General features: G+C 64.7%; 13 protein-coding genes. 5 read left to right on the top strand and 8 right to left on the bottom strand.

What is annotated here, in order from left to right:
- Positions 1–254: 254 nt before the first annotated feature.
- The 7 genes from HA052_RS11605 to HA052_RS11575 all read right to left on the bottom strand — a co-directional run bounded on the left by HA052_RS11605 (position 255) and on the right by HA052_RS11575 (position 5,457).
- Positions 255–1,106, bottom strand: a complete 852-nt coding sequence (locus HA052_RS11605) for a CorC family transporter (RefSeq protein WP_166452072.1) — start codon at positions 1,104–1,106, stop codon at positions 255–257.
- A gap of 3 nt (positions 1,107–1,109) precedes the next feature.
- A complete protein-coding gene (gene ybeY / locus HA052_RS11600; protein WP_166452071.1) occupies positions 1,110–1,616 on the bottom strand; it encodes an rRNA maturation RNase YbeY in 507 nt (168 codons plus the stop codon).
- On the bottom strand, positions 1,603–2,583 hold the full coding sequence (locus HA052_RS11595) for a PhoH family protein (protein WP_166452070.1): 981 nt from the start codon (positions 2,581–2,583) through the stop codon (positions 1,603–1,605). The genes ybeY and HA052_RS11595 overlap by 14 nt, the downstream gene beginning before the upstream one ends.
- Positions 2,584–2,665: 82 nt before the next feature.
- Positions 2,666–2,953, bottom strand: a complete 288-nt coding sequence (locus tag HA052_RS11590; protein WP_166452069.1) for a YciI family protein — start codon at positions 2,951–2,953, stop codon at positions 2,666–2,668.
- An 84-nt stretch (positions 2,954–3,037) separates the two neighbouring features.
- The gene (gene miaB, locus HA052_RS11585) at positions 3,038–4,372 is read right to left on the bottom strand and encodes a tRNA (N6-isopentenyl adenosine(37)-C2)-methylthiotransferase MiaB (protein WP_166452068.1); all 1,335 of its coding nucleotides are present in this window, start codon (positions 4,370–4,372) and stop codon (positions 3,038–3,040) included.
- Positions 4,373–4,444: 72 nt separating this feature from the next.
- Positions 4,445–4,837: a hypothetical protein gene (locus tag HA052_RS11580; protein WP_166452067.1), complete on the bottom strand. Its 393-nt coding sequence runs from the start codon at positions 4,835–4,837 to the stop codon at positions 4,445–4,447.
- A 104-nt stretch (positions 4,838–4,941) separates the two neighbouring features.
- Complete coding sequence (locus HA052_RS11575; protein ID WP_166452066.1) at positions 4,942–5,457, bottom strand: GNAT family N-acetyltransferase; 516 nt, start codon at positions 5,455–5,457, stop codon at positions 4,942–4,944.
- Between the two features lie 194 nt (positions 5,458–5,651).
- Between HA052_RS11575 and HA052_RS11570 the strand changes: the two genes are divergently transcribed.
- The 3 genes from HA052_RS11570 to HA052_RS11560 all read left to right on the top strand — a co-directional run bounded on the left by HA052_RS11570 (position 5,652) and on the right by HA052_RS11560 (position 9,769).
- Positions 5,652–6,695 carry a GGDEF domain-containing protein gene (locus HA052_RS11570; RefSeq protein ID WP_166452065.1) on the top strand — a complete coding sequence of 348 codons (1,044 nt, stop codon included), beginning with the start codon at positions 5,652–5,654 and terminating at the stop codon, positions 6,693–6,695.
- Positions 6,696–6,783: 88 nt separating this feature from the next.
- A complete protein-coding gene (locus HA052_RS11565; protein ID WP_166452064.1) occupies positions 6,784–8,004 on the top strand; it encodes a DUF2399 domain-containing protein in 1,221 nt (406 codons plus the stop codon).
- A 328-nt stretch (positions 8,005–8,332) separates the two neighbouring features.
- The gene (locus tag HA052_RS11560) at positions 8,333–9,769 is read left to right on the top strand and encodes a high affinity choline transporter 1 (protein ID WP_166452063.1); all 1,437 of its coding nucleotides are present in this window, start codon (positions 8,333–8,335) and stop codon (positions 9,767–9,769) included.
- 79 nt (positions 9,770–9,848) lie between these two features.
- Here HA052_RS11560 and HA052_RS11555 read toward each other — a convergent pair whose 3' ends face one another.
- Positions 9,849–10,397: a cupin domain-containing protein gene (locus tag HA052_RS11555; protein ID WP_081546332.1), complete on the bottom strand. Its 549-nt coding sequence runs from the start codon at positions 10,395–10,397 to the stop codon at positions 9,849–9,851.
- Between the two features lie 324 nt (positions 10,398–10,721).
- Between HA052_RS11555 and HA052_RS11550 the strand changes: the two genes are divergently transcribed.
- Both HA052_RS11550 and HA052_RS11545 read left to right on the top strand, forming a co-directional pair.
- On the top strand, positions 10,722–13,109 hold the full coding sequence (locus tag HA052_RS11550; protein WP_206118878.1) for a PAS domain-containing sensor histidine kinase: 2,388 nt from the start codon (positions 10,722–10,724) through the stop codon (positions 13,107–13,109).
- On the top strand, positions 13,106–13,735 hold the full coding sequence (locus HA052_RS11545; RefSeq protein ID WP_166452062.1) for a response regulator: 630 nt from the start codon (positions 13,106–13,108) through the stop codon (positions 13,733–13,735). Before HA052_RS11550 ends, HA052_RS11545 begins: the two co-directional genes overlap by 4 nt.
- Positions 13,736–13,772: the final 37 nt, after the last annotated feature.

Here is a 13,772-nt window from a genome sequence, read left to right as displayed (position 1 = left end):
GCATCAGGCGAAGCCGGCCGGCAAAAGCCGGCCGACGGATTGTCAAATAGCTGATATTCATCTTAGGAGCGGGAGACGCGGGCACCAAGCCCAATCCGGCCTCTTGCGCCTGGAGATGGTTTTCAGAGCCTGCTTTCGAGCTTGCGAACGAGGGCGAAACCGGATGAGAAAGCGAGTGTACACGGGGTACATGATCATTTCTAAGGGGTTCTCGCCGTGTAAGGCTCCGATTCGCAGCAGATTTAAACAGCTCCTCAGGCCTCGCTGGTCTCGCCGGCCTGAATCCGCTCCACCAGCAGGGTGTCTACGCGGCGGTTGTCGGCGCGCAGCACGGTGAAGCGCAGGCCGGCGGCTTCCACCGCTTCGCCGCGCTTGGGCAGGTGGCCGGTCAGGGAGATCACCAGGCCGCCGACGGTGTCGACGTCGTCGTCTTCGAAATCGGTTTCAAAGTAATGGTTGAAGTCCTCGATCTCGGTTAGCGCCTTGACCCGGTAGCGCTGATGGCCGCGCACCGGCAGGATGTCTTCCTCGTCGTCTTCGGTGTCGTATTCGTCTTCGATGTCGCCGACGATCTGCTCGATCACGTCTTCGATGGTCACCAGGCCGGAGACGCCGCCGTATTCGTCCACCACTACCGCCATGTGGTTGTGGGTGGCGCGGAAATCGCGCAGCAGCACGTTCAGCGGCTTGGATTCCGGCACAAACACCGCCGGACGCAGCACCGCTTTCAAATCGAAGCTGGCCGGCGCGTGGAAGTAGCGCAACAGTTCCTTGGCCAACAGAATGCCCAGCACGTCGTCCTTGCTGTCGCCTATCACCGGAAAGCGCGAGTGTCCGGAGTCAATCACCATCGGCAGGAAGCGGGTGATCGGGTCGTCGCAGCTGATCACGTTCATCTGGCTGCGCGGGATCATGACGTCGCGCACGGTCAGCTCGCTGACTTCCAGCACGCCCTCGATCATGCCGAGCGCTTCCGCGTCCAGCAGATTGCGCTCGAAGGCGTTGTGCAAGAGCTCGATCAACTCTTCGCGATCTTCCGGCTCGCGCAGCAACATGGTGGACAGGCGTTCCAGCCAAGTCGGCCGCGGTTTACTGGGGTCTTCCATTTCTTAGAACTGCTCCTCTCGATAGGGGTCGGGATATCCTAGCCTCTGCATGATGACGGTTTCAAGCGCCTCCATGGTTTCGGCTTCGTCGTCTTGCTCGTGGTCAAAGCCCTGCAGATGCAGCATGCCGTGCACCAAGAGGTGGGCGTAATGCGCTTGCAGCGGCTTGTTTTGCTCGGCGGCCTCTTTTTCCACCACCGGCGCGCACAGTACCAGATCGCCGATCAGCGGCAGGCCCGGCACCGGGTCGCCCTCGTTGAGGGCGAAGCTCAGCACATTGGTGGCGTAGTCCTTGCCGCGGTAGTCGCGGTTCATTTGACGGCCTTCATCCGCGTCCACGATCAGGATGCTGACCTGGGCCTGCTTGACGCCGGCTTGCAGCGCCGCCTGGCTCCAGCGGCGCAAATCTGCGGGCCGCGGCAGCGCGGCGGTTTGGCTGCGCACGTCCAGGCTCAGTTCCAGGCGCGCGGCCAGGCGCGCCAGCAGCGGGTTGCGCTTAGCTTTTTTCATCTTGCTTGCTTTGGTATTGGTCGTAGGCGTCGACGATTTTCTGCACCAGCGGGTGGCGCACCACGTCGTCGCTCTGGAAATGATGGAAATGGATGCCACGCACCTTGTCCAGAATGCGCTCCACTTCGACCAGGCCGCTTTTCTGATGGCGGGCCAGGTCGATCTGGGTCACGTCGCCGGTGATCACCGCTCTGGAGCCGAAGCCGATGCGGGTAAGGAACATCTTCATCTGTTCCGGTGTGGTGTTCTGCGCCTCGTCCAGAATAATGAAGGCGTTGTTCAAGGTGCGGCCGCGCATATAAGCCAGCGGCGCGATCTCGATCAGGTTCTTCTCGAACAGCCGGGTCACGCGGTCAAAGCCCATCAGGTCGTACAGCGCGTCGTAGAGCGGCCGCAGATACGGGTCCACTTTCTGCGCCAGGTCGCCGGGCAGGAAGCCCAGTTTCTCGCCGGCCTCCACCGCCGGGCGCACCAGCACGATGCGTTTGACCGTGTCGCGCTCCATCGCGTCCACCGCGCAGCCCACCGCCAGATAGGTCTTGCCGGTGCCGGCCGGGCCGATGCCGAAGGTGATGTCGTGTTGCTGGATGGCTTTGATGTAGCGGCTCTGGCGCGGCGTGCGGCCGCGCAAATCGCCGCGACGGGTCACCAGCACCGGAACGTCTTCGTCTTCGGCGGCCGCCGTGGCGCCGTTGGGCGCGTGACGGCGCAGTTCCACCAGGCACAGTTGCACGTCGTCTATCGACAGCTCCTGTTTTTCCGCCAGCAGATAGAGCCGGGTCAGCGCCTCCACCCCGGTCTTGGCCTGTTCGCCCTGCACGCGGAAGCTTTCTCCGCGGCGCTGCACGGTCACGTCCAGGCCGGTTTCTATCTGTTTCAGGTTTTCGTCCAGCGGACCGCACAGGCGGGCCAGCCGTTCGTTGTCGACAGGGTTAAAGCTGAGGGGTTCGGCGTGCGATGTAGTCATGCGGCTCGTAGTCTGGGTCGTTCTGGGCGGCCCGCGGCGGGGCGGGATGGCAGATGGACAAGGGTTAAGGCTGCGGCGCTCATCAAATGTTCCGCAGACAATCCAGTTCCGGCGCGCTCATGCTGGCGTGGAACTCGGTGATTTCATAGCGGGCGAGGCCGGCGACGGCGAACGGGTCGCGCGCCAGCAGGGCCTCGAGCTCGGCGCGTTCGCCGCGCGCCAGGATCACGCCGCCGGTGCGCGGCGTTTTGCGGCCGGAGGCCAGCAGCAAACCGGAAGCGTAGCCCTGCCGCAGCCAGGCGACATGCTGTTCCAGCAGCGCGTCGATATCGGACAGCGGGGCGATGTAGCTTAGCGAAACGATGAACATGGCGGCGTCAGCTCGGATGGAAAGCGCCAAGCATACGCCCGCCCGCGGCGGCCGGCGCAAAAAAATGGCGGGCGGACGTCATGCTCAGACGGTTTCCGCGATCAGCGCCTCGCCCACCAGCGAGTGCGGGCGGGCTTCGGTGATGCGCACGTCTATCATCTGCTTGAGCAGGCGCGGGTGGCCAACGAAGTTGACCACGCGGTTGTTGGCGGTGCGCGCCGCCAGCATGGTGGCGTCTTTCTTGGACACGCTTTCCACCAGCACGCGCTGCACCGTGCCCACCATGGATTGATTGATGGCGAAGCCCTTGGCCTCGATCACCTCGTTCAGGGCTTCCAGCCGGCGCACTTTTTCCGCGTGGGGGGTATCGTCCGGCAGATTGGACGCCGGCGTGCCCGGACGCGGGCTGTAGATGAACACGTAGCTGAAGTCGACCTCCATGTCCTTGACCAGCTTCAGCGTTTGTTCGAAGTCGGCCTCGGTTTCGCCGGGGAAGCCGACGATGAAGTCGGACGACAGGCACAGGTCCGGCCGCAGCGCGCGCAGCTTGCGGATGATGGATTTGTACTCCAGGCCGGTGTAGCCGCGCTTCATCGCCGTCAGTATGCGGTCGGAGCCGCTTTGCACCGGCAGGTGCAGATGGGACACCAGCTTGGGCAGCTTGCCGTAGCAATCGATGATGCGCTGGCTGAACTCGCGCGGGTGGCTGGTGGTGAAACGGATGCGCTCCACGCCCGGCACCTCGTGCACGTATTCCAGCAGCAGCGCGAAATCGGCGATTTCGCCGTCGGACATCGCGCCGCGATAGGCGTTGACGTTTTGTCCCAGCAAGGTGATTTCCTTGACGCCCTGCGCGGCCAGGCCGGCGATCTCGGTCAGCACGTCGTCGAAGGGGCGGCTGACTTCCTCGCCGCGGGTGTAGGGCACCACGCAGAAGGAGCAATATTTGGAACAGCCTTCCATGATGGAAACGTAAGCCGCGCTGCCTTCCACCTTGGCCGGCGGGATGTGGTCGAACTTCTCGATTTCAGGGAAGGAGATGTCCACCTGGGAGCTGCCGCTGGATTGGCGCGACTTGATCAGGTCCGGCAAGCGGTGCAGGGTCTGCGGACCGAACACCACGTCGACGTAGGGCGCGCGTTTGACGATGGTCTCGCCCTCCTGCGACGCCACGCAGCCGCCGACGCCGATGATCAGATCGGGCTTGGCTTCTTTCAGCGGGCGGATGCGTCCCAGATCCGAAAACACTTTTTCCTGCGCCTTTTCGCGCACGCTACAGGTGTTGAACAGGATGATGTCGGCTTCTTCCGGATTGTCCGTTTTGACCATGCCTTCGGAGTCGGACAGCACGTCCGCCATTTTGTCCGAGTCGTACTCGTTCATTTGACAGCCGAACGTCTTGATATATACCTTTTTCATTGCAGCTAGATTCCAGCGTGTTTCAGTTCGCCGTCGGGCCAGGCCCGACAAGCGCGCCGCGAGCGGCTGAGTTTATTGGGACGGCTGGGCGGCCGCTTCGGCTTCCCTTTGCTTCAGCATCTCCACTTCCTCGGGACGCAGCACCCAGATCCGGTTGATCTGGCCTTGCATATTGAAGGTAACGCCCACAGGGCGGCCTTCCAGGCCTTCCAGTTGGCCGCGCAGCAGGAAGCGGTTGTGCTCGTCGAAGATGCGCAGGCCGGGCGCCAACGGGAACTGGCGTTCGGAGCGGATGAAAATGCCGAGCAGGCTTTCCAGCAAGGAGCGGTCTTTCTTGACGAACTCGATGGTGGCGTCATCCGCGGCGCGGACGGTGCCGGCCTTCAGTTCCATCGGCAGCAAACGGCCGGCCAGAGCCGGGGCGGCGAGCCATGCCGCACACAGGGCGACTATGAGTATTTTCATAAGGAATTGAATACGTTGCGCGCGATTCTATCATAGCTTGGCCAAGGGGCTGACCAAATCTTCCTTGCAGCATAGGCGTTTTGGCGCGCCGATGAGGCCTGCGTTTACAAGGAGCGTTGCATGCCGACCGCGCCTTCGCCGTAGGCCCGGCGGGTGTAATCGTCGCGCGAGCAGGGCTGATAGCCAAAGCGTTTCCAGTAGCGCGCGGCGCCCTGAACCGCTACCAGCCGCGCCTGGCGCAGTCCGCGCCGCCGGCCCTGGCCCAGCACGGTTTGCACTAGGCGCGGTCCCAGGCCATGGCCGCGCGCGTCCGGGTGCAGCGCCAGATCGTGGATGAACAGGGTGTCGACCGCTTCCGGCAACTGCTCCAGCGGGCGGTTCAGGCTGGGCGGACGGCCACCGGCCCAGGGGTGGGCGAACACATAGCCCAGCAACTGTCCGGGGCGCTCCGCCACCCAGCAGGTGTCCGGGGATAGCCGGTGGCGCGAAGCCAGCGCGTCGCGGCTTTCTATCAGCGCCGGTGGATAGCAGTGTTGCTGAACTTGCAGCACGGCGGGAAAATCTTGAACTTGCATCGGGCGCAGGACAATGGCGTCCTGCCGGCGACAGACTGCGGACATCGGGTGCGGGCCAATCCATGGAAGACAAAAAGCAAAGCGCGCGGCCAGAGCCGCGCCGCGTCGAAGGCGGCGATTATAGCCTCCGGGAGAGCGGGGGGCCAGCCGGCCTCGGGGAAGATTGCATGGGGGCGGTTCAGGTGCCTATACCACAGCAAGACGCGATATCAGACGCGTGTGGGCGGGAGCATGATGCGATGACGATACCTGCGCCGGTACGGCCGCTGGAGCAAGACTTCGACGCTTATCTGATCGACGCTTTTCAATGGCGCAGCCTGGGCTTTCAGGGGGTGGGAGTATTGGCCGCGCTGGGTTTTTTGCTGGTGCGCCGCCTGTATGGCGGCATGGTGCCGGGATGGGTGTTTCTGGCGGTGGGCCTGGGTTTGGGCGGCCTGATCCTGTTGCAGATTGTGGCGCGGAGCGGCCGTTTTTTGCTGTTATGGCAGGTATTGTTCGCCATAGGGTATTGCCTGGCGATGAAGCGGGCGCTGGATGCCGGCGGCTACGGCGAATACCTGTTGTTGCCGACGCTGGGCGTGTCGGCGCTGGTGATGTCGATCAGCATGTCCAACGTATGGCACACCCTGAGTTTTTGGGGGCTGCTGTTGCTGGTGTTCGATCCTGCGCGCGTGTTCCTGCGCTGGGGCGGCGAACAGACCATTTACGGCTTCGGCTTTCTGGCCCTCATCATTGGCGGCATGGTGCTGGTGCATCTGCAGGTGGTGCAAACCCTGCGCAGCAACCATCTGTTATTGAACAAGCTGAGGCGGCAGGCATTTTACGACTCGCTGAGCAGCCTGCCCAACCGACGCTCCTTTCTGCAGCAGGCGGAGTACGCACTTGGACATGAGGACATCGCCTTCTATCTGGCCATCATCGATATCGATCTATTCAAGCGCATCAACGACACCCACGGGCACGCGGTGGGGGATCAGACGATACGCGAGGTCAGCGCCTTGTTGGCCGAAACCTTTCACGACCAGATTTACGGCCGCATCGGCGGTGAGGAGTTCGGCGTGTTGCTGGCGGCGCGCAGCGACGCGGCGGGGCAGGCGCGGCTGGAGTGTTTCCGCCAACAGGTGCGCGCCGCCCCTTTTCCCCATGGGCAGGTGACGGTCAGCGCCGGTGTTTGTCAGGTGGGGAACGGCGGTTTGCAGCAGGCTTTCCATCGGGCGGACCAAGCGCTGTATCAGGCCAAGTCCGGCGGCCGCGATCGAGTCATCGCCTGGCAAGCGGCTTGAGGGCCGGCTCCCGATACGCGGCGCGGCATTGAATTTCTGGCGGAAAAATGGTCTATTCCTCATCCGCCTTTTCACCGAGTCGCCCGCTATGTCGCATTGGTTGTCCCAGATCGATCCCGATTCCGTTCGCCGCACCCCGCTGGGCGCGCGCGGCCATAATCTGCTGCTGACGCCGCAGGCCGCGCCGCAGCCGCTGTTGCTGAGCCAGGAAGAGCAGGAACTGGTGGACGGCTGGCTCAAATCGCGCCGCAATCGCATGCGCTGGAGCAGCCTGCTCGCGCTGGCGGACAGTCACGCCCTGGCGGCGAACCTGCTGCGCCGCTTGCTGGAGGCCGGCTGGTGCGAGGTGGAACTGCACGCCGAAACCGGCTTGCGCCTCAGTCAGCTGGAACCGTTCTGGGTGCAATGGCTGGACATGTACGGCCTGCGCCATTTGCTGGGCATGGCCGACGCGCGGCCCCAGACCGAGGTAGTGGAGCTGTGGCGCGGCTGGCAGCCGCGCCATCCGCTGCTGTTGGGCTTGGCGGAAAGCCTGAGCCCGCATCTGCAATCCTCTACGCTGGAGCGCCGGCTGAAGCTGGCCCAGGCGCTGGACCAATGGCTGCTGGACGGCTGCTGGGGCACCGAGCGCCAGTTTTCGCAGCGCGCGCTGGGGCGCAGCAAGGCTTTCGGCGCCGCGGACCGGCAGTGGTTGGCGGAGTTCGGCGTGGATCTGGAGGCCTGCGGCATCGCCGCCCACACTCCGCACGTTTTCTTGTCCGGGCCGCTGGGCTTGTGGGCCGGGCAGCAATGCCTGCTGTCCGCCGCCTTGCTGCAGCAAGGCGTGGCCTTGGGGCCGGAAGCGTTGATGAGCGTTAGCGCGGTGGAGGGCGCGATCCGCAGCGTGCGCATCGTGGAGAACCTCAGCGTGTTCCAGACGCTTAGCCAGCAAGCGCTGCCGGTGTTGACCATCTGGGTGCCGGGCCAGCCGCATCAGCGCTGGCGCGAGGCGGTTCGTCACTTATTAACCCTGCTGCGGGTGCCGGTGCAGATCGCTTGCGATCTGGCTCCGTCCGGCATCGCCGTCGCCATGGCCGCCGGCCAGGTGGCGGAGCAGGCCGGGCGGCCATGGTCGCCGTGGCGGATGCAGCCGGAGCAACTGACGTTGGCCAACGGCGCCCAGCCTTTGAGCGAGGCGGAGCAGACGCAGTTGGCGCGTCTGATGGGCGGTGGCCTGCCGCCCTTGCTGCACGGCCTGGCGATGGAGATGCAGGAGAAGCAGTGCAAAGTGGAGCAGGAGGCCTTGTTCATCGAGGACAGGGGAGACTGAACGTCCATCGTCCGGCCCGCTGAAAACGGGCGCGTAAATCCGGCTTCGACGACCGGCGGCAAGCGGAAAAGACGGATGGGCGGCAACGCGCCGGCGATGACATTCGGGCAAATTGGGGCGGGTGTGAAAAAACTACCCGGCGATGGGTACACAGCGGGAAAAAGCTGCGTTATCATCGCCCCCCAAACCCTTGATGGCAAAGGCAAGATATCAGGGTTTTCAGGAATTGAGAGAGGCTGGCGGGGTGTCAGGCACCCCCGCCGGCCTCTTGCTTTTGGGCCGCCGTTTTGGCGCGTGCGCGCGCCGCCAGAAGAGGAACATCCTTCCCATGCTGATTGGCTTCGTCGTTGTTTATTTGTTGTTGTCCGTGGGCATCGGCCTGTATGCCGCCACTCGCGTGCGCAATGCCCGCGATTTCGCCGTGGCCGGCCGCAGCCTGCCGTTTCCCATCGTCACCGCCATGGTGTTCGCCACCTGGTTCGGTTCGGAAGCGGTGCTGGGCATTCCGGCCACCTTTATCGACAAGGGCTTCGCCGGCATCGTCGAAGACCCGTTCGGCTCGTCGATGTGCCTGGTGCTGGTGGGCCTGTTGTTCGCGCGGCCGCTGTACCGGCTCAATCTACTGACCATAGGCGACTTCTACAAACAGCGCTTCGGCCGCAATGTGGAGCTGTTCGTGTCGCTGTGCATCATCGCCTCCTACCTGGGCTGGGTGGCGGCGCAGTTGACCGCGCTGGGCGTGGTGTTCAACGTGCTGTCCCAGGGCGCGATCAGCGCCAACGCCGGCATGTTGCTGGGCGCCGGCATCGTGCTGGTGTACACGCTGTTCGGCGGCATGTGGTCGGTGGCCTTGACCGATTTCTTCCAGATGACGGTGATTGTCGCCGGCCTGCTTTATCTGACCTGGCTGATAGGCGATATGGCCGGCGGCCCGGTCAAAGTGCTGCAGCACGCGGCGGCGCAGGACAAGTTCACCATGATTCCCAGCATGTCGCCCAAGGACGTCGTCGGCTTCGTCGGCGCCTTGCTGACCATGATGTTGGGTTCGATTCCGCAGCAGGATATTTTCCAGCGGGTGATGTCGGCCAAGAACGAGAATGTCGCCGCGCGCGCGTCCATCGTCGGCGGCGGCCTGTACCTGACCTTCTGCATGCTGCCCATCTTCATCGGCTTCGCCGCCACCCTGATCGACCCGACCATGGTCAGCCGCTGGATGCAGCAGGACGCGCAGATGATTCTGCCCAGCTTGATCCTGGAGCGCACGCCGCTGTTCGCGCAGGTGATGTTCTTCGGCGCGTTGTTGTCCGCCATCATGTCCACCGCGTCCGGTACTTTGCTGGCGCCGTCGGTGACCTTTACCGAGAACGTGCTCAGCCGTTTCATCCCGGTGATGTCGGATCGGCAGTTCCTGTTGGCGATGCGGCTGACCGTGGTGGCTTTGGCCATTGTCACCACGGTGTTCGCGCTGTTGTCTGACGCCACCATCTACGAAATGGTGGGCAATGCCTACAAGGTGACGCTGGTGTCGGCGGTGGCGCCGTTGTTCGCCGGCTTGTTCTGGAAGCGCTCCACGCCGCAGGGCGCCTTGCTGGCCATCGCGCTGGGCCTGGGCAGCTGGCTGGCGCTGGATTGGTTCGGCCCGGTGGACGCGTTCTGGCCGCCGCAGCTGGTGGGCCTGGGCTTCAGCATTGTCGGCATGGTGGCCGGCAGCTTGCTGCCGCAGCGGCTGGGACGGCAGGCTTTGGCGGGGATGGGCCGGGCCTGATCCGGCCTCAGAACCTATTTACGATCCGCTGCTTCAGCCGTTCTCGCAGTGTCTTGCGAGCTAGAGCGAGACAAAACGCTCAGAAATTGGCCGGGGTGTTGGCGCTGATGATCTCCGCCTCGTCAGGCCCGACATTGCGGAATTTGTGCGGCAGGGTGCTGGGAAAGTAATAGCCGTCGCCAGCGGAGAGAATGCTGATGTGGCCGTCCACGGTCAGCTCCACCGTGCCGCGAACCACCACGCCGCACTCCTCGCCCTCCGGATGAGTGATCATTTCCTTGCCGGTGTCCGCGCCCGGCGAATACAGCTCGCGCAGCATGCGCATCTGGCGATTGGGGTTGGAGGCGCCGATGATCAGCAGTTTCAAGCCGTCGCGGCCCAGGTCCGGTTGTTGGTCGCGGCGGAAGGTGTAGGGGTCGCTGGGCGGCGGTTCGCCAAAAGTCAGGAACTCGGTCAGCGTCATCGGAAAGCCCTGGATCAGCTTCAATAGCGAGCTGATGGACGGGCTGACCCGGTTCTGTTCTATCAGCGAGATGGTGGCGTTGGCCATGCCGGCCCGTTTCGCCAGCTCGCGCTGCGACAGCGCGAAGTGCTCTCGCACTTGTTTGACGCGAAATCCAATATCCATGCCTGTAACCTCGGTGGCGTGCCCTTGTCGGCCTCTGCTTAGTATTTTCGACAATTTTTCGAATAGCGTCACAGTATACTGATGTCGCCGCCGGCCATGCAGCGCAATTCACGCTTTCTGGCCAGCCGCGGCGCATTTTCCAAACCCGGAGCCATTTCGCTGGGTCAGTCAGCCTTGCTCTCCCCTCCGTCGCCCGTCCGCCAGGCCCGCCGCCTGCGCCTCTTGCCACAACCTTTTCCGCTTTGCGTTTGATTTTTTAGACAGCGCCGCCGCGCTGCCACAGTATGGAGTCATGCGCGCCGTCCGGCGCGCCGGAGGGACGCATTGAAAGCCTTATTGTGGATGGCGGGGTTGGCGGCGCTGTGGCTGGCGTCGCCTAGTTGGGCGCTGAGCCTGTCTGCGGCGGAGCGGGACTGGTTGAGCCGGCATCCTGTATTGCGTGTGGGCGTGGTGCCGCAAGCGCCGTACGCGGTGCTGGACGCGCGCCGGCAAGCGCTGAGCGGCTCGCACGTGGAACTGATGAATCGGCTGGCCGCCGAGCTAGGGCTTAAGCTGGCCTGGACGGCCTATCCGAACAAGACGCAATTGAGCGCGGCGGCGCGGACGGGCAGCGTGGATGTCGCGCCCGGGCTGGAGCAGACACCGGCAGGCTTGCGTTACTGGCTGTTTTCCGGCCCCTTCCTGCGCATACCCTACAAGCTGGTTGGACGCGGCGAGCCGGCGGCGGCGCTGGAGCTGGAGCAACTGCCGGGCAACGTAAGGGTGGCGGTGGCCGAACCCGGCGCGGCGGCGGCTTTCCTGGCCGCCAACTATCCGGCTTTGCGGCGTTGGCCGGCCGGTTCGGACCGTTCCGCGTTGCAGCAAGTGCTGCAGCAGCGGGCGGATTACGCGGTGGTGGACGAGGCGCAGCTGAACCAGCTGCTGCGGGAGCCCGAGTTCTCGCCCTTGCGCGCGGTGGGCGACAGCGGCGCCACCCGGCTGCTGCGGCTGGCGTCGCGGCAGGACTGGCCGCAGTTGGCTACGCTGCTGGACCGGGCCTTGAGCGCGATGCCGGCGTCGCAGCGCGGCCATCTTTACACGCGCTGGGTGCAGGCGGAGCCGACGCCCTTGGGCGGCAGTCTGTCGTTCTGGCGGCGGCTGAGCCAGGTTTCGGGGTTGCTCATCCTGGCTTTGGTCGGCGCATTGCTGTGGCGGGGCAGGCAACAGCGGCAGATGCGGCAGGCGCTGGCGGCTGCGCGTCAGGCGCTGGCGCAACGGGAGGCCGGCGCCGAGGCTTTGCGGCTGACCCAGTTCTCGGTGGATCACAGCACGGTGGGCATTCTGTGGCTGAACTGGGACAGCCGGCTGCGTTACGCCAACCAGGCCGCGCTGACGATGCTGGGGTGCGCGGAGGCGCAGGCGGTGGGGCAGCCGCTGTCTCGCTTCCAGCCGGACTTGGACATGGACGGCTGGCTGGATTTGTGGAGCCGGGCGCGCAGTCGGGGCCTGTTGCAGTTCGAAATCGATTGTCTGCGCGCCGACGGCGGCAGCTTGCCGGTGGATGTCTCGCTCAGTTTTCTGCGCTTCGGCGGCGCCGACTATCTGGTGGCCTTTATGCACGACGTTACCGAGAAGCGACAGGCGCGCGCCGCCTTGCGGGAAAGCGAGGCGCGCTTCAAGGGCATCGCTGAAAATGTGCCGGGCTTGGTGTTCCGGCTGGAGCGCGGCGACGCGGCGGGAGACCCGCGGCTGGCCTTCGTCAGCGAGGCCAGCCTGGCGCTGACCGGCTATCCGGCCGCGGACTTGCTGGCGCGGCCGGAGGGCTTGCTGGCCTTGGCGCATCCGGAGGACGCCGCCGGCCTGCGCGAGAGCTGGCGGGCGGCTTGGCGAGAGCAGCGAGACTGGAGCTGGCAGGGCCGGATTCTGACCCGCGACGGCGCGGAGCGCTGGGCCGATCTGCGCGCCAGCGCCCGCCGGCACGGCGCGGCGGGCATGGTGTGGGACGGCATCCTGTGGGATATCAGCGCCGGCAAACGCAATGAGCTGGAACTGAGCGCGTCGCGCGCCATGCTGCGAGACTTGGCCGCTCACCTCGAAACGGTGCGCGAGGAGGAGAAAGCGCATATCGCGCGCGAGGTGCACGACGAGCTGGGTCAGGTGCTGACCGTGCTCAAGCTGGAAACCTCGATGCTGGAACTGAGTCTGGAGCGGTCGGAGGGCGCGGCGGCGGAGCGGCTGGCCAGCATCAAGAAGCTGATTGCTCAGACTTTCGCCCTGGTCCGCGACGTGGCCACCGCGCTGAGGCCGCCCATACTGGACGCGGGCCTGGCTTCGGCGGTGGAATGGCAGGCGCGTCGCTTCGAGGCCCGCAGCGGCATACCTTGTCTGGTGCTGGTGCCGGAAACGCCGCTGCGTCTGGACGACGCCAAGGCGGTGGGCCTGTTCCGGGTATTGCAGGAGGCGCTGACCAATGTGATGCGCCATGCCGAGGCTCACACGGTAACGCTGCATTTGCAGGCGCAGCCGGGCGAATTGACGCTGAGCATTGTCGACGACGGCAAGGGCTTCGAGCGGCGGCCGGGGGAGACGGGCGGTTCCTACGGCCTGGTGGGCATGCGCGAACGCCTGCTGATGTTCGGCGGCGGCCTGGAGATCGCTAGCGCGCCGGGGCAGGGCTGTAGTTTGACGGCCCGGCTGCCTTTGCGGCCGGATGAAGGGGAGGAGGAGACATGATTCGAGTGATTGTGGCGGAAGACCACACCATTGTGCGCGAAGGCATCAAGCAACTGATCGGCCTGGCCGATGATTTGCAAGTGGTCGGCGAAGCCGCCAACGGCGGCGCGGTGTTCGACGCCTTGCGCGCCGCCGTTTGCGATGTGTTGTTGCTGGATATTTCGATGCCGGGCCTGAGCGGCCTGGACGTGATTCCGCGCCTGCGGGCGATGGCCCAAGCGCCGGCCATCCTGGTGTTGTCCATGCACGACGAGGTGCAGATGGCCGCGCGCGCGCTCAAGGCCGGCGCCGCCGGCTACGCCACCAAGGACAGCGATCCGGCGCTGCTGCTGACCGCGATCCGCAAAGTGGCCGGTGGCGGCCGCTACATCGACCCGCAGTTGGCGGACCGGCTGGTGTTCGAAGTCAATCTCAGCGACGAGAGGCCGCCGCACGCTCAGCTGTCCGAGCGCGAATTCCAGGTGTTCCAGCGCCTGGCGCAGGGCGCCAATGTCAATGAGGTGGCGCAGCTGCTGGCGATCAGCGCCAAAACCGTCAGCACCCACAAGGTCAGGCTGATGCAGAAGCTGCGCGCGCAGTCGCTGGCGGATCTGGTGCGCTACGCCATCGAACATCAGCTGTTTTAACGCGCTTGACTGCTGCGGCGCACTAAGAATTTCCCTA

Origin of the sequence: Chromobacterium fluminis (genome assembly GCF_011602385.1) — a bacterium.
GTDB classification, from domain to species: domain Bacteria; phylum Pseudomonadota; class Gammaproteobacteria; order Burkholderiales; family Chromobacteriaceae; genus Chromobacterium; species Chromobacterium fluminis.
The sequence above is the reverse complement of the archived record's forward strand: the minus strand, read 5'-3'. Positions and strand labels throughout refer to the sequence as shown.